The organism is Geminicoccus roseus DSM 18922, assembly GCF_000427665.1.
Classification (GTDB): domain Bacteria; phylum Pseudomonadota; class Alphaproteobacteria; order Geminicoccales; family Geminicoccaceae; genus Geminicoccus; species Geminicoccus roseus.
This window is the reverse complement of record NZ_KE386572.1, coordinates 2,478,447-2,497,447: the sequence shown is the minus strand read 5'-3', so window position 1 is coordinate 2,497,447 and position 19,001 is coordinate 2,478,447. Positions and strand designations below refer to the sequence as shown.

The following is a 19,001-nucleotide window of genomic DNA, read 5'->3' as shown; positions in this document are numbered from 1 at the left end:
ATGACCCAGCAGCTCGTCCCCCTCGCCGCCCCCCAGCTGCCGGCGGCCGGCCTCGACAAGGCCGCGGTCCTGATGCTGGCGCTGGAGCCCGCCCTGTCGCGCAGGCTGATGGAGAACCTGGAGTTCGACGACATCCGCACCCTGTCCCAGGCGATGTCCGGCCTCGGCCGCACCGATAGCGCCGTGGTCGAGCAGGTGCTCGCCGAGTTCTGCGCCCGGGCCGACATGATGGACACGGTGGTCGGCAGCCTCGACGCCACCGAGCGCCTGCTCGCCTCCTTCCTGGCCGGCGACCGGGTCGAGGCGATCATGGAGGAGATCCGCGGCCCGGCCGGGCGGACCGTCTGGGAGAAGCTCGCCAACGTCAACGAGGCGGTGCTGGCCTCCTACCTGAAGAACGAATACCCGCAGACCGTGGCGGTGGTCCTGTCCCGGATCGACCCGGCCCATTCCGCCCGGGTGCTGGCCAACCTGCCCGCCGAGTTCGGGGTGGAGGTGGTCACCCGCATGCTGCGCATGGAAGTGGTCCAGAACGACATCGTCGGCGATGTCGAGCGCACGCTGCGGACCGAGTTCATGAGCAACCTGGCCCACACCAACCGCCGCGACAACCACGAGGTGATGGCCGAGATCTTCAACTATCTGGACCGCTCCACCGAGAGCCGCCTGCTCGCCTCCCTGGAGGAGAGCGACAAGGAGGCCGCCGAGCGGATCAAGACGCTGATGTTCACCTTCGAGGACCTGGTCCGCCTGGATGCCGCCGGCATCCAGACCCTGATCCGCAGCGTCGGCAACCAGCGCATCGCCCTGGCGCTGAAGGGGGCCAGCGACCGGCTCAAGGAGCTGATCCTCGGCAACATGTCGGAACGCGCCGGCAAGGCGCTGAAGGAGGACATGGCCACCATGGGGCCGGTCCGCCTGCGCGACGTCGAGGAGGCCCAGCAGTTCCTGGTCACCACCGCCAAGGAACTGGCGGCCTCGGGCGAGATCGTCGTCGCCGACAACCGGCACGACCAGATGGTCTACTGAGATGCCCGGCCTTAATTCCTTCCCCGCCGCCGGGCCGCGTCCCGCCTCGTTCCTGGCCCGTCCGGCCCGAACCCGGTTCGTCTTCCCCGACCTGGGGCCGGCCGGAGCCGCGGCGGCCCAGATCCAGGCCACCCAGATCCAGGCGCCGGCTGCCTGCCCGCCGGAGCTGAGCTTTGACGAGGCGGCGCTCGCCCGGGCCATGGCCGCGGGCGCCGCCATGGCCAGGATCGCCGCCAAGGCGGAGCAGGCGGCGGCGCTGGACGAGGCGCTGCGCCGGGCCGCCGCCCGCCTGACCGAGGAGGCGGAGGCCCTGGCCGACGCACGCCGGGATGCTGGCCGGGCGGCCCAGGCCCTGGCCCTGGCTCTGGTCATGGAGTTCGCCCAGGCCTGCCTGGAGCAACTTGCCGGCCCCGCCGCCGCCCAGGCGATGCTGCGGGCGGTGCAGCCGGCGCTGGCCGGCCTCGACGCCGGCACCGAGGTGACCCTCGCGGTGGCGCCGGACTTGGTGGAGCCCCTCGCCCGGCTCCTGGCCGGCGATGCGCCCGGGTCCGAACTTGCCGCCACGTCGCGCCTTGGCCGCATCGTCGTGCAGGCGCGCCCGGATCTGGTTCCGGGCGACATCTGCCTGTCCTGGCCGGACGGCTGGGCCGAATGGTCGCTGGACCGGCTGCGCCGGGCGCTTGCCGAGAGCCTGGCCGCCCACGCGCCCGATCCGCCCGGCCTGCCCGAACCGTCCGGGGCTGCCGCCCCGGCCCCTGAACCCGCTCTTGCCGGCCCGGTGGCCGGCGAGCCCACGCCGCCCGCCTCCGACGACCTGCCCCAGGCCCCCGACCACCTGCCCCAGGAATGACCGTGATGACCCAGAACCTGAACCTCGACCAGTTCGAGCCCGGCGCCGACGAGCCGCCCGCCGAGCGCAAGGCAGCACCGGGCCCGGCCGGCTCGCTCGGGGCCGTCTACGACATCCCCGTCCAGCTCGCTGCGGTGCTGGGCAAGGCTTCGATGCCGATCAACCAGCTCCTGCGCCTGGGCCGCGGTGCGGTGGTCGAGCTCGACCGCAAGGTCGGCGAGCCGATCGACATCTTCGTCAACAACCGGCTGGTCGCCCGCGGCGAGGTGATCGTGGTGGAGGACCGGCTTGGGGTGACGATGACCGAGATCGTCAAGGGCGAGCAGTGAGCGGGTCGCCGGCACGGCGCAGATGGGAGGCTGGAACATGCGTCTTCTGATCGTCGGCAGGGGCAGCCCGGAGGTGGTGCTGGCGGCGGACCTGGCGGCGGCGCGGGGGGCTTCGGTGCGGCGCGCCCTGGACCTGGGCGCCGCCCTGGACGGCCTGCGCCAGGGCCAGGGCGCCGATCTTCTGCTGCTGGATGTCGAGAGCGACATCGCTTCGGCGATCCGACGCCTCTCGGCGGAGCGCATCCACCTGCCGGTGGTCGCCTATGGGATCCGCACCACCCCGCGCGCCGCGGTCCAGGCGATCCGGGCCGGTGCCCGGGAGTTCCTGCCCCTGCCCCCAGACCAGGAGCTGATCGCGGCGATCCTGGAGGACGCCGCCGCCCCCCAGAGCGCGTTCATCGCCGCCGACCCGGCCATGCTCTCGGTCCTGGAGCTGGCGCGCCGGTTCGCGCCCACCGACGCCAGCGTGCTGATCACCGGCGAGAGCGGCACCGGCAAGGAGGTGATGGCGCGCTTCATCCACCAGAACAGCCGTCGGGCCGAGGGGCCGTTCATCTCGGTCAACTGCGCGGCCATTCCGGAAAACCTCCTGGAATCGGAGCTGTTCGGCCACGAGAAGGGCGCCTTCACCGGGGCTGCGGCCAGGCGGATCGGCAAGTTCGAGGAGGCGAACGGCGGCACGCTGCTGCTCGACGAGATCAGCGAGATGGACCCGCGCCTGCAGGCCAAGCTGCTGCGCGCCATCCAGGAGCGCGAGATCGACCGGCTGGGCGGATCCCGCCCGGTCAAGGTCGACATCCGCCTGATCGGCACCAGCAACCGCGACATGGAGGAGAGCGTCCGCGCCGGACAGTTCCGCGAGGACCTTTACTTCCGCCTGAACGTGCTGCGCCTGCAGCTGCCGAGCCTGCGCGAGCGGCCGGGCGACATCGCGCCGCTGGCCGAGTGGCTGCAGCGCAAGCATGCCCGGGCCAACCAGCTGCCCGACCGGCCGCTCAGCGCCGCCGCCCTGGACGCCCTGCGCCGCGGCCGCTGGCCGGGCAATGTCCGCGAGCTCGACAACTGCCTGCACCGCGCCGTCCTCCTGGCCAGCGGCCCGGAGATCGGGGTCGAGGCGATCCTGCTCCAGGCCGACGGCAGCGCCGGGCAGGCGGCCGGACCGCCGCCCCTGCCGGGCCTGGCGGCGGGCGCGGCAGGCGAAACCCCGGCCGTGCCGGCCCTGGTCGGCCGCACCGTCGCCGAGGTCGAGCGCGGCCTGATCATCGAGACCCTGCAGCGTTCCAGCGGCAACCGCACCCGCGCCGCGGTGACGCTCGGCATCTCGATCCGCACCCTGCGCAACAAGCTTCGCCAGTACGCGATCGAGGGCGCCCGGATCCCGGGCCTCGACGGAGCCGTTTCGTGAGGACCCTGGCCCTCGGCCAGATCGGCACCGACCTTCTGGGCGGGGTGCGCCGCTCGGGCGCCAGCAGCGAAGTGCTGATGGCGCTGGGCATCCTGGCGATCCTGGCGGTGCTGGTGGTGCCGCTGCCGCCGGTCCTGCTCGACCTGATGCTGGCCTTCTCGGTGAGCCTGTCGGTTCTGATCCTGGTGACCGCGCTGTTCATCGAGAAGCCGCTCGACTTCAACGCGTTTCCGACCGTGCTGCTGATCGCGACCATGCTGCGCCTGGCCCTGAACCTGGCCAGCACCAGGCTGATCCTGGGCAACGGCCACGAGGGCGCCGGTGCCGCCGGCCACATCATCCAGGCCTTCGGCCAGTTCCTGATGCAGGGCAATTTCGTGATCGGCATGATCGTGTTCGCGATCCTGGTGATCGTGAACTTCGTGGTGATCACCAAGGGCTCCGGCCGGATCGCCGAGGTCGGCGCCCGCTTCTCGCTGGACGCGATGCCCGGCAAGCAGATGGCGATCGACGCCGACCTGTCGGCCGGGCTGATCGACGAGCAGACCGCGCGGCGCCGCCGCAAGGAGCTGGAGGAGGAGAGTTCGTTCTTCGGCGCCATGGACGGTGCCGCCAAGTTCGTGCGCGGCGACGCCGTGGCCGGGCTGCTGATCACCGCGATCAACCTGGTCGGCGGGCTGATCATCGGCACCGCCCAGATGGGCATGGGGATCGGCGACGCGGCGCGGACCTTCACCCTGCTCACCATCGGCGACGGGCTGGTCTCCCAGGTGCCGGCCCTGATCATCTCGGTGGCGGCCGGCCTGCTGGTCTCCAAGGCCGGGGTGGACGGCCGCACCGACACCGCCTTGATCCGCCAGCTGGGCGCCTATCCCCGCGCGCTCGGCGTGACCGCGGCGATCAGCCTGATCCTGGCGGCCCTGCCGGGCCTGCCGACCATGGTGTTCCTGCTGATCGGCGCCGCCAGCGGCTATGCCGGCTGGCAGGCCTCGAAGCGCGCCGCCCGCCCCACCCAGGTCGAGGCGCCGCCACCCGCCCCGGGCGAGGAGCCGATCGCCTCGGTGCTGGTGATGGACCCGATCCGGCTGGAGCTGGGCTACGGCCTGCTCGGCCTGATCGGCGAGAACGCCCAGCCGCGCCTGACCGACCAGATCCGGGCCCTGCGCCGCCAGCTGGCCCTGGAGCTCGGCTTCGTCCTGCCCTCGGTGCGCATCCAGGACAACATCCAGCTGCCCGCCAACAGCTACACCCTGAAGATCAAGGAGATGGAGGCCGGCCGCGGCGACATCCGCGCCTCGATGCTGCTGGTGATGGATCCGCAGGGCCGGCCGATCAACCTCCCGGGCGAGCTGACCACCGAGCCGACCTTCGGCCTGCAGGCCGCCTGGATCAGCCCGGCATTGCGGGAGGAGGCGAGCCTGCGCGGCATGACCGTGGTCGACCCGGCCACGGTGGTCACCACCCACCTGACCGAGCTGGTCAAGGACAACCTGGCGGATCTGCTCACCTATGCGGAGACCCAGAAGCTCCTGGGCGACCTGCCGCCGGAATGGCAGAAGCTGGTCCAGGACCTGGTGCCGGCACGGATCTCGATGGGCGGCATCCACCGGGTCCTGCAGGGGCTGCTGGCCGAGCGGATCTCGATCCGCGACCTGCCGACCGTGCTGGAGGCGATCGGCGAGGCGCTGGTCCACACCCAGAACACCGTGGTGATCGTCGAGCATGTCCGCAGCCGCCTCGCCCGCCAGATCAGCACGATGTTCACCGGCGAGGGCGGCTACATCCCGGTGGTCACCCTTTCCGCCAGCTGGGAGCAGGCTCTGGGCGAGGCCCTGGTCGGCCAGGGCGAGGAGCGCCAGCTGGCGATCGCCCCGGACCGGCTGCAGCAGTTCGTGCGCGGCGTGCGCGAGACCTTCGAGGCGCTGGCGCTGCGCGGTGAGCTGCCGGTGCTGGTGACCACGCCGTCGCTGCGCCCCTACGTGCGCTCGCTGATCGAGCGGTTCCGGCCGAGCACGGGCGTGCTCTCCCAGAACGAAATCCATCCTAAGGCCCGGATCAAGACGATGGGGCAGGTGTGACCATGCTACTGCGCGTATTCCAAGCTCCATCCGTCGCCGAGGCGATCGCAAGGGTCGCCGCCGAACTGGGCGAGCAGGCGGTGATCGTGGCGACCCGGGAGGACCGCACCGGGGTGACGGTCACCGCCAGCGCCCCGGACCGGGGCATCGACCTGGAGAAGCTCCTGCGCGCCGACCTGCCCGAGCCCGACACGGCCCGCATCCAGGACGCCCTGCGCTGGCACGAGACCGAGCCCGGCCTGCTCCAGCGGATCCTGGCGGCGGTGCGGGCGGAGCGCTGGCAGGACCCCGTCCAGGCTTTGGGCCAGGCCCTGCCCGCGGTGCTGCCGTTTTCCGAGCTGACCGTGCCGGCGGGTGCCCTGGTGGTGGCAGGCCCGAACGGGGCCGGCAAGTCGGTGACGGTGGCCAAGCTCGCGACCGCCCTGGTGCTGGCCGACCGCCGGCCGCGCGTGCTGTCCGCCGATGCCGGCAGGGCCGGGGGGCTGGCCCAGCTGGCCGACCTGCTCCGGCCGCTGCAGATCCAGCCGGGCGGCCTCGATCCCCGGGGACTGGCCTCGGACGGCTTGGCGCCGGGGGAGCTGGACGAGGGCGGCCCGGTGCTGGTCGACAGCCAGGGCGTCAACCCGTTCGAGACGGAGGAGATGATGCGCCTGGCCGAGCTGGCCTCGTCGCTGCGCGCCGAAATCCTGCTGGTGCTGCCGGCCGGCCTGTCTGCGGGCGAATCCGCCGACATCGCGCAGAATTTCGCGGCGATCGGCTGCCGGCGGATGGTGGTCTCGCGCCTGGACAACGCCCGGCGGCTGGGCGGGGTGCTGGCCGCGGCCGAGGCTGGCCCGGCGCTGGCCGCCGCCGGGATCGGACCGGTGATCGGCAGCGGCCTGAAGCCCCTGTCCGCGATCGGCCTGGCCCGGCTCCTGATGAGCCGGACCGAGGCGGGAGAGGTCCGATGAGCGCTGCCGACCGGATCTTCGCCCTGGCCTCGGGCAAGGGCGGCATCGGCCGCACCTTCCTCGCGGTGGGGATCGCCCAGGCCCTGGCCCAGGCCGGCCAGTCGGTGCTGCTGGTCGACGCCGACCTGACCGCGGCCAATGTCGACCTGCATCTGGGCCTGACCAAGGGCGCCGACCTGGGCGACGTGGTGGCGGGGCGCGCGCTCCTGCAGGACACGCTGGTGCAGGACCCGCGCAGCGGCGTCACCGTGGTGCCCGGGCGCTCGGGCAGCGGCCTGGTCGGCACGCCCGGCAGCGCCGTGCTGGACCGGCTGTCCTGCGGGCTCCAGGACCTGGCCAGGAGCTTCGACGTCACCATCCTGGACCTGGGCGGCGGGCTGGAAGGCTCGGTGCGGCGCCTGGCGACCCTGGCGGGCCGGGCGCTGGTGGTGACTGCGGACGAGCCCTCGGCCCTGGCCGACGCCTATGCCTTCATCAAGGTCACCCGCGACCTGACCGCGCACGAGATCATCGTCAATCTGGCCGAGAACGAGGAACAGGGGCAGGCCACCTATGCCACGCTGCGCCGCGTCTGCGTCCATTTCCTGGCCCGGGAGCCGCGGCTCCTGGGCGTCGTCCACCGCGATCCGAGGGTATCCGAGGCGCTGAAATGCCAGACCCCGCTTCTGTCCCGCCATCCCACCAGCAAGGTCGCGGCCGACATCGTTCGGCTGGCGCGCCGCCTGGCGGTCCGCCCGGAGCCGCAGGCACCGGCCATGCCCGCCGCGCCTTCGGCCTGAGCGCATGACGATGGACCTGCCCAACCTTGCGCGCCGGATCGCCTACCGCCTGGGCTATCCCCTGGCCCGGGCCTGGTGGTGGGCCAGGCGACCGGCCGCGGAGGGGGTGGCCGTGGCGGTGCTGGCCGAGAACAAGGTGCTGGTGGTGCGCCAGTCGTTCCGGGCCGGTCTGGGCCTGGTCGGCGGCGGGCGGGCGCCCGGCGAGGATCCGCGCCTGGCCGCCGCCCGCGAGCTGGCCGAGGAGGTCGAGCTGGTGGTGGCGGCGGAGCAGCTGCGCCCGGCCGGGCGCATCGGCCTCGTCCACGAGCATCGCAGCCTGCAGGTCGATTTGTTCGAGCTGGCGCTGCCGAGCCGGCCGGTGGTCACCCCTGACGGGGCCGAGGTGATCGCCGCGGCCTGGATGAGCCCGGACCATCTGCTCGGCCGGGCAGACCTCCACCCGGTGCTGACCTCCTGGCTGCAGGCCCGCGGACGCTGAACGCTTCAGGCGCGGCCGCCTTCGGGCGGGTCGAGCCGCTCGGTGCGGGCATCGTCCAGGTCGCTTCCCAGCGCCACCTCGATCAGGCGCAGCAGGCCGCCGTTCGGGTTGGACAGGCGGTGCACCATCCCGGCCGGCACGGTGACCACCGCCCCCGGTCCCAGCTGGCGGACCTCCTCGCCAAGCTCGACCAGCGCCTGGCCGGCCACGATCACCCAGTGCTCGGCCCGCTCGGGATGGCGCTGCCGGGACAGGCGCGCGCCGGGATCCACGGTCAGCTCGCGCACCCGGAAGCCCGTCCCGCCGGCCAGCGCGGTGAGCCGGCCCCAGGGGCGCACCTCGCTGGCGTGCAGCGACGCCTCGCGCCGGCCGGCGGCGGCCAGGAGCCCCACCAGGTTCTTGACCTGCTCGGACTGCTGCCGGTCGGCGACCAGCACCGCGTCGGCGGTTTCGACCACCACCAGGTCGGACACCCCGGCCAGCGCCACCAGCCGGCGCTCGGAGCGGACCAGGTTGTTGTGCGCGTCGCAGACCAGCACGTCGCCGGCCTTGGCGTTGCCCTCGGCGTCCTGGTCCATCAGTTCCCAGATCGCCTGCCAGGAGCCCACGTCCGACCAGTGCGGGTCGCAGGGCACGCAGACCACCCGGTCGGAGCGCTCCATGACCGCCTTGTCGATCGGCACCGAGCGCACCGTCGCCCATTCTGCCGCCGCCGGCACGATCGCCGGCTCCCGCTCGCCCGCCCGGAACGCCTGCTCCGCCGCCGCCACCAGCTCCGGCTCGAACCGGCCGAGCTCGGCCAGCAGCCGGTCGGCCCGGAACAGGAACATGCCGGAATTCCAGACATGGCCGCCCTGGCGCAGCATGGCCTCGGCCTCCTCGCGCGGCGGCTTCTCCACGAACCGCTCGACCTTGAGCACCGAGGGCAGCTCCGGGTCGGCGCTGCCCAGGCGGATATAGCCGTAGCCGGTCTCCGGGCGGGACGGGCGGATGCCGAAGGTCACCAGCTCGCCGCGGGCCGCCGCCAGGGCGCCGGCGCGCACCGCGCCGGTCAGCACCCGGCCGTCGCTGATCAGATGGTCGGACGGGCACACCCACAAGACCGCCTCGCCCTGGCCGCGCTCCACCGCGATCAGCGCCGCCAGGGCGATCGCCGCCGCGGTGTTGCGCCCGGACGGCTCCAGGACCAGGCCGCTCTTGAGGACCGGGTCGATCTCGCCCAGCTGGCGGCCGATCAGGAAGGCCTGGGCGGCGGCGCCGACGGTGAGCACGTGCTCCGGCGACGCCACCGCCAGAGCCCGGCGGATGGTGGCCTGCAGGAGCGATTCGTCGCTCAGGATCTCGACCAGATGCTTGGGGTAGGAGCTGCGGCTGATCGGCCATAGGCGCGTTCCGGACCCACCCGCCAGAACGACGGGGACGATGACAGGTTCGGCCATGTGCAGTCGCTTCCACCCAAGATGTGCCTTCGCCGCTAGACGACCGGGCGGCGTCCGGTCAACCGACAGGATGCTGCAGGGCAGCATCCTGTGGCGCCACGGCCAGGGCCGGTCAGGCCGGCGCCACCACCAGGTCGACCTTGGCCTCGGCCAGGGCCTGGACGAACCGGTCGGGCGGCACCTCGTCGGTGACCAGCATGTGCGCGAGCGCCAGCGGGCAGATCTCGGCAAAGGAATCGTGGCCGAACTTGCTGGAATCCACCAGCACGATGGTGCGCTTGGCGATCTTGATCATCTCGCGGATCATCACCGATTCGGCGATCGAGGTGGTGGAAAGGCCCCGCTCGGCGCTGATGCCGCCCACCCCGATCAGGGCGGTGTCGACGTTGATGCCGGCGGCGAACGCGAAGCGCACCTCGCCCACGGTCACCTGCGCCTCGTGGCGGTACTGCCCGCCCATGACGTAGACGTCCCGGCAGGCCTCGGGCGGCAGCACCTGCGGCAGGGCCAGGTTGTTGGTGACGATGGTGAGGTTGCGCCGGCCGGCCAGCTCGGCGGCGACCGCCCTTGTGGTGGAGCCGCCATTGACCAGCAGCGTCTCGCCGTCGCCGATCAGGCTGGCCACCGCGCGGGCGATGCGGGTCTTGGCACTCTTCTGCCGGACCAGCCGGTCGGCGAACGGGGTGTCCTGGGTGACCAGGTCGCCCGAGGCGACGGCGCCGCCATGGGTGCGGGCGAGCAGGCCGCGCTCGGCCAGGTGGTCGAGGTCGCGGCGCACCGTGTCGACCGAGATGTCGAACAGGCTGGCCAGCTCGGTCACGGTCACCTGGCCGCGCGCCCGCACCAGGCGCACCAGTTCCGCGCGGCGCCTGGCCGGCAGCGTGTCGCGGAGATCGGTGTCGCGGAGTTCCTGCTCGCTCAACGCCGCCGCTCCGTGGGTCGGTTGTTCATGAACAAGGACGATAGCGGCGATTGCTTGACGCCGCCACTGGCTCACCGATAGGTTGCTGCCGAAAAATGCAGAAAGCCGCAGGAAGCGGCGCTGTCAGGGTGGATGCCGGGACCTCGCGCCGCAGGCGGCGGTCGGCGCCACCCGTTCGGGGGTAGGGATGGCTGGCCTCTCGATGGGGAACCACATGTCCGCCCGGCCACGGCCGGCCGGGCCCGGGCAGCCGGGCATGGGTGCCCCCGGCACCCCGCGCGCGGAGGAAGGGAACCCGGCGGCGACCGGTTCCCCGGACCTGGGCGCCGCGCCCACGGCCGCGGACTGGCGAAACGCCTATGCAGCGCTGGCCCAGTCCCTGCCCGATCTGGTGCGCCGGGCCCGGCTGACCCTGTGCGGCATGAGCCTGTGCGTGGACGCCTATGTCCGCCTGGAACAGGCCGCCGTCCTGCTGGAGGCCGATCCGGCCAGCCCGGAGGGCCGCTTCGCAGCTCTGGTCCTGGATCGCGCCCGGCGCGGCGTCGGCGGCGAGATCCACCTGGACTGGCCGGGCGGACCGGCCTGGATCGACGCCCACCTGCCGACCACGCTCGGCCTGGGCGGCACCGGCCCGCAGGCTGCCCAGATGCTGGCCGCGCTCGGCGCCCCCAGCCTGGTGGCGATCGGCGACCGGACCCGCCGGCAGATCGAACTCTTCCACCCCGAGGTCGGCCTGGCCGGCCCGGACGGGCTCACCTGCATGGGAGCGGTGACCGGTCTGCCCGGGACCGGCAAGCCCGGGACCGGCAAGCCCGCCCATTACATCGTCGAGTTCCAGGCCGGCGCCCGCATCGGCGGGGAGGTCCTGCCGCGCTCCTCGCGGATCATCTGCCGCTTCGCCGACGATCCCCTGGAGGACGACCCGCTGTTCGAGGCGCTGAGCCTGCGCCTGGCCGGCCAGGCCGGCGCCGCGATCCTGTCCGGCTACAACGAGGTCCCGGCCACCCTGCTGCCGGAGAGCATCCGCCACACCGCCGGCCTGGCGCGGACCTGGCGGGAGGCCGGGCTGGCCCTGGTCCATCTGGAGCTCGGGGACTTTCCCGACATGAACGACGCTTGGCCGGTGCTGGACGGTCTGCGCGGCGCGCTGGGCTCGGTCGGCCTCAGCCTCTCCGAACTGGACAAGCTCCTGCCCGGCGCCGGCGGCGACGTCGCCGGGCGGACGATCGCGCTGGCGGAGCGGCTGGAGGTGGACCGGGTCGTCGTGCATTTCGACAGCTTCGCGCTCGCCGTGACCGCGGGCGACCCGGCGCTGGAGCTGCAGGCCCTGATGGCCGGCTCGCTGCTGGCCTCGACCCGCGCCGCGCAGGGCCGGGTGGCGGTGCCGGACGGCCCGCCCGAGGCGGCGGTGTTCGAGCCGGCCCCGTTCCCGCCAATCCACCGGCAGGCGGGGCGGGCCGTGGTCACCTGTCCGACGCCCTGGCTGAAATATCCGGCCGCGACGATCGGCCTGGGCGACACTTTTCTTGCGGGGGCGCTTTTGGTCCTAGGAGGCGCGCGCTGATCCGGCGCCCTCCCGTGAACCTCCCCGTTCCGAAGTCGTCTTGACGGACGACCTCCCCGACTGGAGCGCCCTTGGGCGCTCCTCTTTTTTCCAGGGGTGCCGGATCAGGCCTTGGCGCGGAACAGCTCGGCGAAATAGTCCACCATCTGCGGGACCAGCTTGTCGCCCCAGCCCTCCGCCGCGGCCAGGGACAAGGCCTGCTTGGCCGAGGTCGACATCACCGTGGGCACGCCCAGATCGTCCGCCATCCGGCCGTAATAGCCGACATCCTTGCGGGCGTTCGCCACCGAGAACGCCAGCTGGTTGGGATTGCCGTCCACCGCGTTGGCCTTGACGAAGTCCATCATGCCCGAGCGCAACGGGCCGGCCGACATCACGCTGTAGAGCGTGTCGCGGGCGATCCCGGCCTTGTCGGCCATGGCGAACGCCTCGGACATGGCGCAGGCGGTGGTCATCGCGAAGAAATTGTTGATCAGCTTCAGCGTGTGCCCGGCGCCCAGCGGCCCGACATGGAAGATGTTCTCGCCCAGGTCCCGGAACACCGGCTCGGCGCGCTGGAACGCGGCCTCGCTGCCGGCGGCCATGATGTTGAGCTTGCCTTCCAGCCCGTGCGAGGGGGTGCGGCCCAGCGGGGCGTCCATGTAGGTGGCGCCCTTCTCGGCGACCGTGGTACCCAGCCGCTTGGTCGAATCCGGCAGGGAGGTGCCGAAGTCGATCACCAGCGTGCCGGCGCGCACCCCGGCGATCACCCCGTCCTCGCCCAGCATCCGCGCCTCGACCGAGGCGGAGGTGTCCATGCACAGCATCACGATGTCGCTGCGGGCGGCGAGCTCGCGCGCGGTCGCCACCTCGACGGCGCCCCGGCCCACCGCGGCATCGACATTGGCCCGGCTCCGGTTGGCGACCACCGTCATCGGGTAGCCCAGGCTCTGCAGGCGCGTGACCATGGCCGAGCCCATCAGGCCGAGCCCCACGAAGCCGATCGAGGGTTTGCTCATCGAGAAATGACCTTCCTGAGACAGGAGAATTTTTTCGGTGCCGTGTCGTGTCGCGACGTCGGTGGCGACGGCACCACCGATGGTAGCGGCCTTCCGGTCGGGGCACAAACCATGGCCCGAAAATCGCCCTCGCCCGGGGGTGCTTCCGCCGAATGGGCTGTTCTGGCGCGAGAATTGAATCATCATGCGCGCGGGGCGGCGCCGTCCGGCCGCCCTCGACCCCAGCCCCGGCCGCAAGGCCGGTGCACTCTCTGCAAGCCCGGGAGCCGGCATGAGCGACATCGAACTGCGCGGCGTCACCAAGCGCTACGGTGCCACCACTGTCGTGGACGGCATCGACCTGCACGTGCAGGATGGCGAGTTCCTGACGATCCTGGGGCCCAGCGGCTCGGGCAAGACCACCCTGCTCACCCTGATCGCCGGCCTGACCGAGCTGTCGGACGGGCGCATCTCGATGGCCGGGCGGGAAGTCACCCATGTGCCGCCGGCTGCGCGCAACATCGGGCTGGTCTTCCAGAGCTACGCTTTGTTCCCGCACATGACCGTGTACGACAACGTCGCCTTCCCGCTCTCGATCCGGGGCCTGCCGGCAGCCGAGATCGAGCGCCGGGTCGGCGAGGCGTTCCGGATGGTGCGGCTGACCGAGTTCGCGACGCGCAAGCCGGCGCAGCTTTCCGGCGGCCAGCAGCAGCGGGTGGCGCTGGCCAGGGCCACCGTGTTCGGCCCCTCGATCCTGCTCCTGGACGAGCCCCTGGGCGCGCTTGACCGCAAGCTGCGCGAGGAGGTCCAGATCGAGCTTCGCCAGATGCAGAAGGCGCTGGGCCTGACCAGCGTGCTGGTGACCCACGACCAGGAGGAGGCCCTGTCCCTGTCCGACCGGCTGGTGGTCCTGGACAAGGGCAAGGTCCAGCAGGTCGCCACCCCCACCGACGCCTACCTGCACCCGGCCAACCGCTTCGTCGCCGACTTTCTGGGCGTGGCCAACATCTTCACCGGGACGCCGGAACGGCTGGGCGACGCCGTCCGGCTGCGGCTGGCCGACGGCCGCCTGGTGCCCTGCCCGGCCCCGGTTGACGGATCCGCCGGCCGGCCGGTCGACCTGCTGGTCCGGCCCGAGCGGATCCGGCTGGGCGCCCCGCAGGAAGCGGGCCTGCAGGCCAGCGTGGTCGACGCGATCTATCTGGGCCAGTCGGTCCGCTACGTCCTGGACGATCCCGCCGGCCAGCGCATCGTCGCCCAGAGCGCCGACCGCATCGCCCGGTTCCGCCATGGCGACGTGGTGGGCGTCGACTGGGAAGCATCCGACGGCTGGCTGATCCCCGGCTGAGCGGCTCCGGTGGCTCCTGGACGCTCGCTAGTGCCGCAGGATCGGGGCGTGGACCTCGCAGAAATCTTCCACCGCCGCGACGAACCGGTCGTGGTCATCCTCGGTGAGCGGCAGGCACAGGGTGATGAAGCCGCGCCTGGCCAGGTAGATCCCGCGCAGGATCATCTCCAGCTGGAACAAGGCCTGCAGCTCCGGCCGCGCGGGCGCGTCCGCCGGCCGGCGCACCGGCCGGTCGTGGAAATGGATGCAGTTGATCGAGCCCTCTCCGGTCACCTGGAACGGGATCGCCTGCTTCTGGAAGACCTCGTTCAGCCGCGCGCGCAGGCGGTCGCCGGATTCGTTCAGCGCGATCGAGGCCTCGGGCGTGAACACGTGGCGCAGTCCAGCCACCCCCGCCGCCATGGTCAGCACGTTGTTGTTGTAGGTGCCGGAATGGCCGAGTGCCCCCGGCTTGCGCGCGTCGAACCGGTCCATGATCCAGCGCCGGCCGCCGAACGCGCCGAAGGTCAGCCCGCCGCCCAGATACTTGCCGAAGGTGGTCATGTCCGGGATCACGCCGCGCTTGGCCTGCAGGCCGCCCGGCGCCAGGCGCGAGGTCATCACCTCGTCGAACACCAAAACGATGCCGTGCTTCTCGGTGCGCTCGCGCAGCATGGCGAGGAAGTCCGGGCTGGCCGGGATGCCGCCGCCGGCCCCCATCATCGGCTCCAGCCCGACCGCCGCCAGCTCGCCGGCATGCTGGTCGATCAGCGCTTGGGTGCCCTCGATGTCGTTGTAGTCGGCCAGGACCACGTCGAACGGCGCGTTCATGGCCCCCGGCCCGGCGGCGAAGGTGAAGCAGCCGCCATGATAGGCGCCGTGGAACAGGAGGATCTTGGCGCAACCGGTCACCGCCCGGGCGGCGCAGAACGCGTTGAGATTGGCCTCGGTGCCGGAATTGCAGAAGCGCACCAGGTCCAGCGAGGGATAGCGCTGGCACATCAGGGTGGCGAGTTCGGCCTCGTAGAGATTGGGGCCGCCGAGCGTGATGCCGCTGTCCAGCACGCCCCGGACCGCGTCCAGGATGGCCGGGTTGGAGTGCCCGTACAGGCCCGCCGTGTACTCGCCCAGATAGTCGAGGTAGACATGGCCGTCCGCGTCGTGAAGCTTGGCCCCTTCACCTTTGACGAAGGTCAGCGGGAAAGGGGAAAAATGCAGGATCGTGCGGGTGCTGCCGCCCGGCATCACCGACTGCGCCGCTTCCATGCGGGCCAGGCTGTTCGGATTGGCGGCGGTATAGCGCCTCTCCGCATCCTCGAGCGCGCTTTCCACGGTGGCATTGCGGCGTCCGGCCTCGATCTGCATGAACACTACCCCGCTGCTTCAAGTCCGGGCCGTCGGTTCGACTGGCACGATGTTTGATCTCCATTAACTCCTCGCGAAGTACCATGGAAGGATCGGGCAGGATGTATCTCTCCAAGCGGCAGGTGCTCAAAAGCTCGGCAGGACTGGTGGCCCTCTCGGCGATCGGCGTGAAGGCCGGCCACGCCCAGGGCGCCGTCTCCGAGTTCCGGATGATCGAGGCCGGCGGCGCGTCGGGCGAATCGATCGAGAAGGGCTACATCGTGCCCTTCACCGAGAAGACCGGCACCAAGGTCATGCGCGAGAGCCCGAGCGGGCTCGGCAAGCTGCGCGCCATGGTCGAGGCCGGCGACAGCTCGGTGCCGCTCCTGGAGCTCAGCAGCCCGGAACTCTACCAGGCGGTGGCCCTGGACCTGGTCGAGCCGATCGACTGGGAGGCGGTGGCGCCCGACCCGATCTTCCCCGAGGCCCAGCACGAGTTCGGCTTCGGCTACCAGTACTACTCGACGGTGATGGCCTGGGGCGAGGACCAGAAGGCGCCCAAGACCTGGAAGGAGTTCTTCGACACCGAGGCGTTCCCCGGCAAGCGCGCCCTGCCCGACTACCCGGCCTACATCCTGCCGATGGCGGCGCTGGCCGCCGGCGGCACGCCCGACGACCTCTACCCGCTCGACCTGGACCAGGCGTTCGAGACCCTGGAGCGGGTCAAGGACAGCGTGGCGGTCTGGTGGCAGGCCGGCGCGCAGCCGCCGCAGCTGCTCAAGGACAAGGAGGTCCAGTACGCGGTCGCTTGGTCCGGCCGCGTCGCAGGCGCGCCCGGGATCGGCTACAGCTTCGACCAGGGCCTGCTCGACCTGGCCTATTTCGTGGTGCCCAAGGGGGCCGACCCGGAGCTGAAGAAGGCGGCGATGGGCCTCCTGCACGAGATGAGCGTCGCCAAGAACCAGGCGGTCGCCGCCGAGGTGATCTCCTATACCGGCCCCAGCCCGCAGCTGGAGGAGCTCCTGCCCCAGGACCGGCTCGGCGAGTTCCCGACCACGTCGGCCAACAAGAGCGTGCAGATGTTCAACGACGCCCAGTGGTGGTTCGAGAACGCCGATGAGGTCGAGCAGCGCTGGCAGGAATTCAAGCTGACCCTGTGAGCACCGCCGCCGCGCCTTCGTCCGGCACGAGGCGGGCCGCGTCCGCGGTCCGCCTCGGCGCCACCGGGCTGGGCTTCATCCTGCCGGTCACCCTGTTCCTGCTGGTCACCTTCGACGTGCCGGTGGCGATGATGTTCGGCTGGGCGCTGAGCAGCAGCAAGGGGACGTTCGCCGCCTTCATCGAGGTGTTCACCCGCCCGGCCTACCTGAAGGTCCTGCTCAACACCCTGCGCATCGCCGCCATCGCCACGCTGACCTGCGCGGTGACCGGCTACGTGCTGGCCTACTGGCTGCGCTCCCTGCGCGGCACCGCCCGGGTGGTGGCGCTCACCCTGGTGATCCTGCCGTTCTGGGTCAGCATCCTGGTGCGCAGCTATGCCTGGATCGTGGTGCTGGGCAACAACGGCATCGTCAATCGCGGCATCCTGGCGACCGGGCTCACCCAGGAGCCGGTCTCGTTCCTCTACAACGACCTGGGCGTGATCATCGGCACCAGCAACCTGCTGCTGCCCTTCCTGGTCCTGCCGCTCTATGCCGCGATGATCCGGATCGACGAGCGGATCCTGCAGGCCGCGGAAACGCTGGGCGCCTCGCGCTGGACGGTGTTCCGCCGGGTGTTCTTCCCGCTCACCCTGCCGGCCCTGGCGGCCGGGATGGTGCTGGTGTTCATCCTGACGCTGGGCTTCTACGTGACGCCCGCGATCCTCGGCGGCGGCCGGGTGCCGATGATCGCCAGCATGCTCGACATGCTGATCAACCGCCTGCCGCGCTGGGAGGTGGCCTCGGCGATCTCGATCATCCTCCTGGTCCTGACGCTGCTCCTGCACGCGCTCTACAGCCGCCTCTCCCGCAAGGCCGGAAACTGACGATGACCGCCCGCCCCGACCCGTCGCGCGTGCTGCTCACGATCGGCGGCCTGGCCGTGCTGCTGTTCCTGTGCCTGCCGATCGCGATCGTGGTGCCGATGTCGTTCTCCAGCGCCTCCTCGCTGGAGTTCCCGCCGCCCGGCTTCTCGATGCGCTGGTACGAGGCGTTCTTCGGCGACCAGCGCTGGCTGGTCGCCGCCGGCAACTCGCTGCTGGTGGCCGTGGTCGCCAGCAGCCTGGCGCTGCTGGTCGGCAGCGTCGCCGCCTATGGCCTGGTGCGCGGCAGCTTCGCCGGCCGCGCGCTCGCCGACGGCAACATCATGGCGCCGCTGATCGTCCCGCAGATCGTCACCGCGGTGGGCCTCTACATCTATTTCGCCAAGATCGGCCTGCTCGGCAGCCTGACCGGCCTGATCATCGGCCATACCGTGCTGGCGATCCCCTACGTGGTGCTGGTGATGACCGTGGCGATCCGCAGCTTCGACGTGCGGATCGAGCAGGTGGCGCTGACGCTCGGCGCCTCCTGGCCGACCATGTTCCGCCGGATCCTCCTGCCCAACCTGGCGCCCAGCGCCGCCGCCGCCTGGATCTTCGCCTTCGTGATCAGCTTCGACGAGGTGGTGGTCACCATCTTCCTGGCCGGCGGCATCGACACCATCCCCAAGCGGATGTTCAACGAGCTGACCCTGCAGGTGAACCCGACCATCACCGCGATCGCCACGCTCCTGATCGGGTTCAGCCTGGTCACGGTCGGCCTGCTGGCCCTCCTGATGCGCCGCAGCGGCGCCATCCGCCGGGCGCTGGGCTAGGGCGCCCGGCCGCTCTTCTCCTGGCCGGGCGGTCGCCCGAGGCTGGCCAGCGCCGTCGCCGCCACCGCTTCCAGCATCTCCTTCGGCGTGCCGTCGCGGGCCTGCAGCGAGATGCCCTGGACCACCGCCACCAGATAGGCCGCCAGCGCCTCGACATCGGTGTCGGCCGGCAGGTCGCCTTCCCGGCAGCCGCGCTCCAGCCGCTCCCGGATCACCCGCAGGACCCAGCCGCGCTTGCGCGCCAGATGGGCGCGGACCTGGTCGTTGCCGGCCGAGCAGGTGGCGGCGGCCAGCACGAAGAAGCAGCCGCGGGCGCTGTCGGTGTAGGTCTGGATCGCCTGCCGGAAGAACGCCGCGATGGCGGCGCTTGCCGTGGGCGCGCTTTCCAGCAGGTCGGCCAGCTGGGCGGAGAAGCGCCGCTCGTACTGCTCGGTGACCTCGCGGAACAGTTCCTCCTTGGACCCGAACGCCGCGTAGATGCTCGGGCTGTGCATGCCCATCGCCGCCGACAGGTCGGCCATCGAGGCGCCCTCGTAGCCGCGCTCCCAGAACAGCTCCAGCGCGCGCTCCAGCGCCTGCGACCGCTCGAACTTGCGGGGCCGTCCACCCTTGTTGCGCGGGGTCGCGTCGTCGGCCAAGCGGGCTCGCTCCTTCAGGATCTGTAACAGTCCTAACAAAACCGATTGACAGACGCA

At 71.6% G+C, this 19,001-nt stretch carries 18 protein-coding genes; 13 read left to right on the top strand and 5 right to left on the bottom strand.

Annotated elements, in window-relative coordinates:
* From fliG to GEMRO_RS0112625, 8 genes are read left to right on the top strand one after another with little or no spacing between them, the layout of a single operon-like run.
* Complete coding sequence (gene fliG, locus GEMRO_RS0112660; protein ID WP_051329011.1) at positions 1 to 1,029, top strand: flagellar motor switch protein FliG; 1,029 nt, start codon at positions 1 to 3, stop codon at positions 1,027 to 1,029.
* 1 nt (position 1,030) lies between these two features.
* Positions 1,031 to 1,879: a FliH/SctL family protein gene (locus GEMRO_RS0112655; protein WP_027134282.1), complete on the top strand. Its 849-nt coding sequence runs from the start codon at positions 1,031 to 1,033 to the stop codon at positions 1,877 to 1,879.
* 5 nt (positions 1,880 to 1,884) lie between these two features.
* A complete protein-coding gene (gene fliN / locus GEMRO_RS0112650) occupies positions 1,885 to 2,208 on the top strand; it encodes a flagellar motor switch protein FliN (RefSeq protein ID WP_084507782.1) in 324 nt (107 codons plus the stop codon).
* A 37-nt stretch (positions 2,209 to 2,245) separates the two neighbouring features.
* A complete protein-coding gene (locus tag GEMRO_RS0112645) occupies positions 2,246 to 3,613 on the top strand; it encodes a sigma-54-dependent transcriptional regulator (protein ID WP_027134280.1) in 1,368 nt (455 codons plus the stop codon).
* Between the two features lie 5 nt (positions 3,614 to 3,618).
* Positions 3,619 to 5,691 (top strand): flagellar biosynthesis protein FlhA, encoded by a 2,073-nt coding sequence (flhA, locus tag GEMRO_RS0112640; protein ID WP_407645428.1) that lies wholly within the window; start codon positions 3,619 to 3,621, stop codon positions 5,689 to 5,691.
* 2 nt (positions 5,692 to 5,693) lie between these two features.
* On the top strand, positions 5,694 to 6,641 hold the full coding sequence (locus GEMRO_RS0112635; protein ID WP_035485252.1) for a hypothetical protein: 948 nt from the start codon (positions 5,694 to 5,696) through the stop codon (positions 6,639 to 6,641).
* The gene (locus GEMRO_RS29370) at positions 6,638 to 7,420 is read left to right on the top strand and encodes a nucleotide-binding protein (RefSeq protein ID WP_051329009.1); all 783 of its coding nucleotides are present in this window, start codon (positions 6,638 to 6,640) and stop codon (positions 7,418 to 7,420) included. Before GEMRO_RS0112635 ends, GEMRO_RS29370 begins: the two co-directional genes overlap by 4 nt.
* Positions 7,421 to 7,424: 4 nt before the next feature.
* Complete coding sequence (locus GEMRO_RS0112625) at positions 7,425 to 7,898, top strand: NUDIX domain-containing protein (RefSeq protein ID WP_027134277.1); 474 nt, start codon at positions 7,425 to 7,427, stop codon at positions 7,896 to 7,898.
* A 5-nt stretch (positions 7,899 to 7,903) separates the two neighbouring features.
* Here the strand turns inward: GEMRO_RS0112625 and GEMRO_RS29365 are convergent, their stop codons facing one another.
* Together GEMRO_RS29365 and GEMRO_RS0112615 are read right to left on the bottom strand one after the other, a co-directional pair.
* A complete protein-coding gene (locus GEMRO_RS29365) occupies positions 7,904 to 9,337 on the bottom strand; it encodes a mannose-1-phosphate guanylyltransferase/mannose-6-phosphate isomerase (protein ID WP_035485249.1) in 1,434 nt (477 codons plus the stop codon).
* 112 nt (positions 9,338 to 9,449) lie between these two features.
* The gene (locus GEMRO_RS0112615) at positions 9,450 to 10,259 is read right to left on the bottom strand and encodes a DeoR/GlpR family DNA-binding transcription regulator (RefSeq protein WP_157505570.1); all 810 of its coding nucleotides are present in this window, start codon (positions 10,257 to 10,259) and stop codon (positions 9,450 to 9,452) included.
* Positions 10,260 to 10,473: 214 nt separating this feature from the next.
* On the opposite strand from GEMRO_RS0112615, the gene GEMRO_RS0112610 reads away from it, so the two are divergent.
* Positions 10,474 to 11,823 carry an ADP-dependent glucokinase/phosphofructokinase gene (locus GEMRO_RS0112610; RefSeq protein WP_169728379.1) on the top strand — a complete coding sequence of 450 codons (1,350 nt, stop codon included), beginning with the start codon at positions 10,474 to 10,476 and terminating at the stop codon, positions 11,821 to 11,823.
* Positions 11,824 to 11,927: 104 nt separating this feature from the next.
* Here the strand turns inward: GEMRO_RS0112610 and GEMRO_RS0112605 are convergent, their stop codons facing one another.
* Positions 11,928 to 12,821 (bottom strand): NAD(P)-dependent oxidoreductase, encoded by an 894-nt coding sequence (locus GEMRO_RS0112605; RefSeq protein WP_035485246.1) that lies wholly within the window; start codon positions 12,819 to 12,821, stop codon positions 11,928 to 11,930.
* 271 nt (positions 12,822 to 13,092) lie between these two features.
* Between GEMRO_RS0112605 and GEMRO_RS29360 the strand changes: the two genes are divergently transcribed.
* Positions 13,093 to 14,148 (top strand): ABC transporter ATP-binding protein, encoded by a 1,056-nt coding sequence (locus GEMRO_RS29360; RefSeq protein ID WP_035485244.1) that lies wholly within the window; start codon positions 13,093 to 13,095, stop codon positions 14,146 to 14,148.
* Between the two features lie 27 nt (positions 14,149 to 14,175).
* On the opposite strand, the gene GEMRO_RS0112595 is transcribed toward GEMRO_RS29360, so the two are convergent.
* On the bottom strand, positions 14,176 to 15,492 hold the full coding sequence (locus tag GEMRO_RS0112595; RefSeq protein WP_035487148.1) for an aspartate aminotransferase family protein: 1,317 nt from the start codon (positions 15,490 to 15,492) through the stop codon (positions 14,176 to 14,178).
* 101 nt (positions 15,493 to 15,593) lie between these two features.
* Here GEMRO_RS0112595 and GEMRO_RS0112590 point away from each other — a divergent pair, with 101 nt between their 5' ends.
* The 3 genes from GEMRO_RS0112590 to GEMRO_RS29350 are packed head-to-tail and all read left to right on the top strand — an operon-like array spanning position 15,594 to position 18,306.
* Positions 15,594 to 16,631, top strand: a complete 1,038-nt coding sequence (locus tag GEMRO_RS0112590; RefSeq protein ID WP_027134272.1) for an extracellular solute-binding protein — start codon at positions 15,594 to 15,596, stop codon at positions 16,629 to 16,631.
* Positions 16,628 to 17,497: an ABC transporter permease gene (locus GEMRO_RS29355; RefSeq protein WP_035485242.1), complete on the top strand. Its 870-nt coding sequence runs from the start codon at positions 16,628 to 16,630 to the stop codon at positions 17,495 to 17,497. The genes GEMRO_RS0112590 and GEMRO_RS29355 overlap by 4 nt, the downstream gene beginning before the upstream one ends.
* Before the next feature lie 2 nt (positions 17,498 to 17,499).
* Positions 17,500 to 18,306: an ABC transporter permease gene (locus GEMRO_RS29350; protein WP_035485240.1), complete on the top strand. Its 807-nt coding sequence runs from the start codon at positions 17,500 to 17,502 to the stop codon at positions 18,304 to 18,306.
* Here the strand turns inward: GEMRO_RS29350 and GEMRO_RS0112575 are convergent.
* Positions 18,303 to 18,944 (bottom strand): TetR/AcrR family transcriptional regulator, encoded by a 642-nt coding sequence (locus tag GEMRO_RS0112575; RefSeq protein ID WP_027134271.1) that lies wholly within the window; start codon positions 18,942 to 18,944, stop codon positions 18,303 to 18,305. The two genes, GEMRO_RS29350 and GEMRO_RS0112575, sit on opposite strands and share 4 nt — an antisense overlap.
* Positions 18,945 to 19,001: the final 57 nt, after the last annotated feature.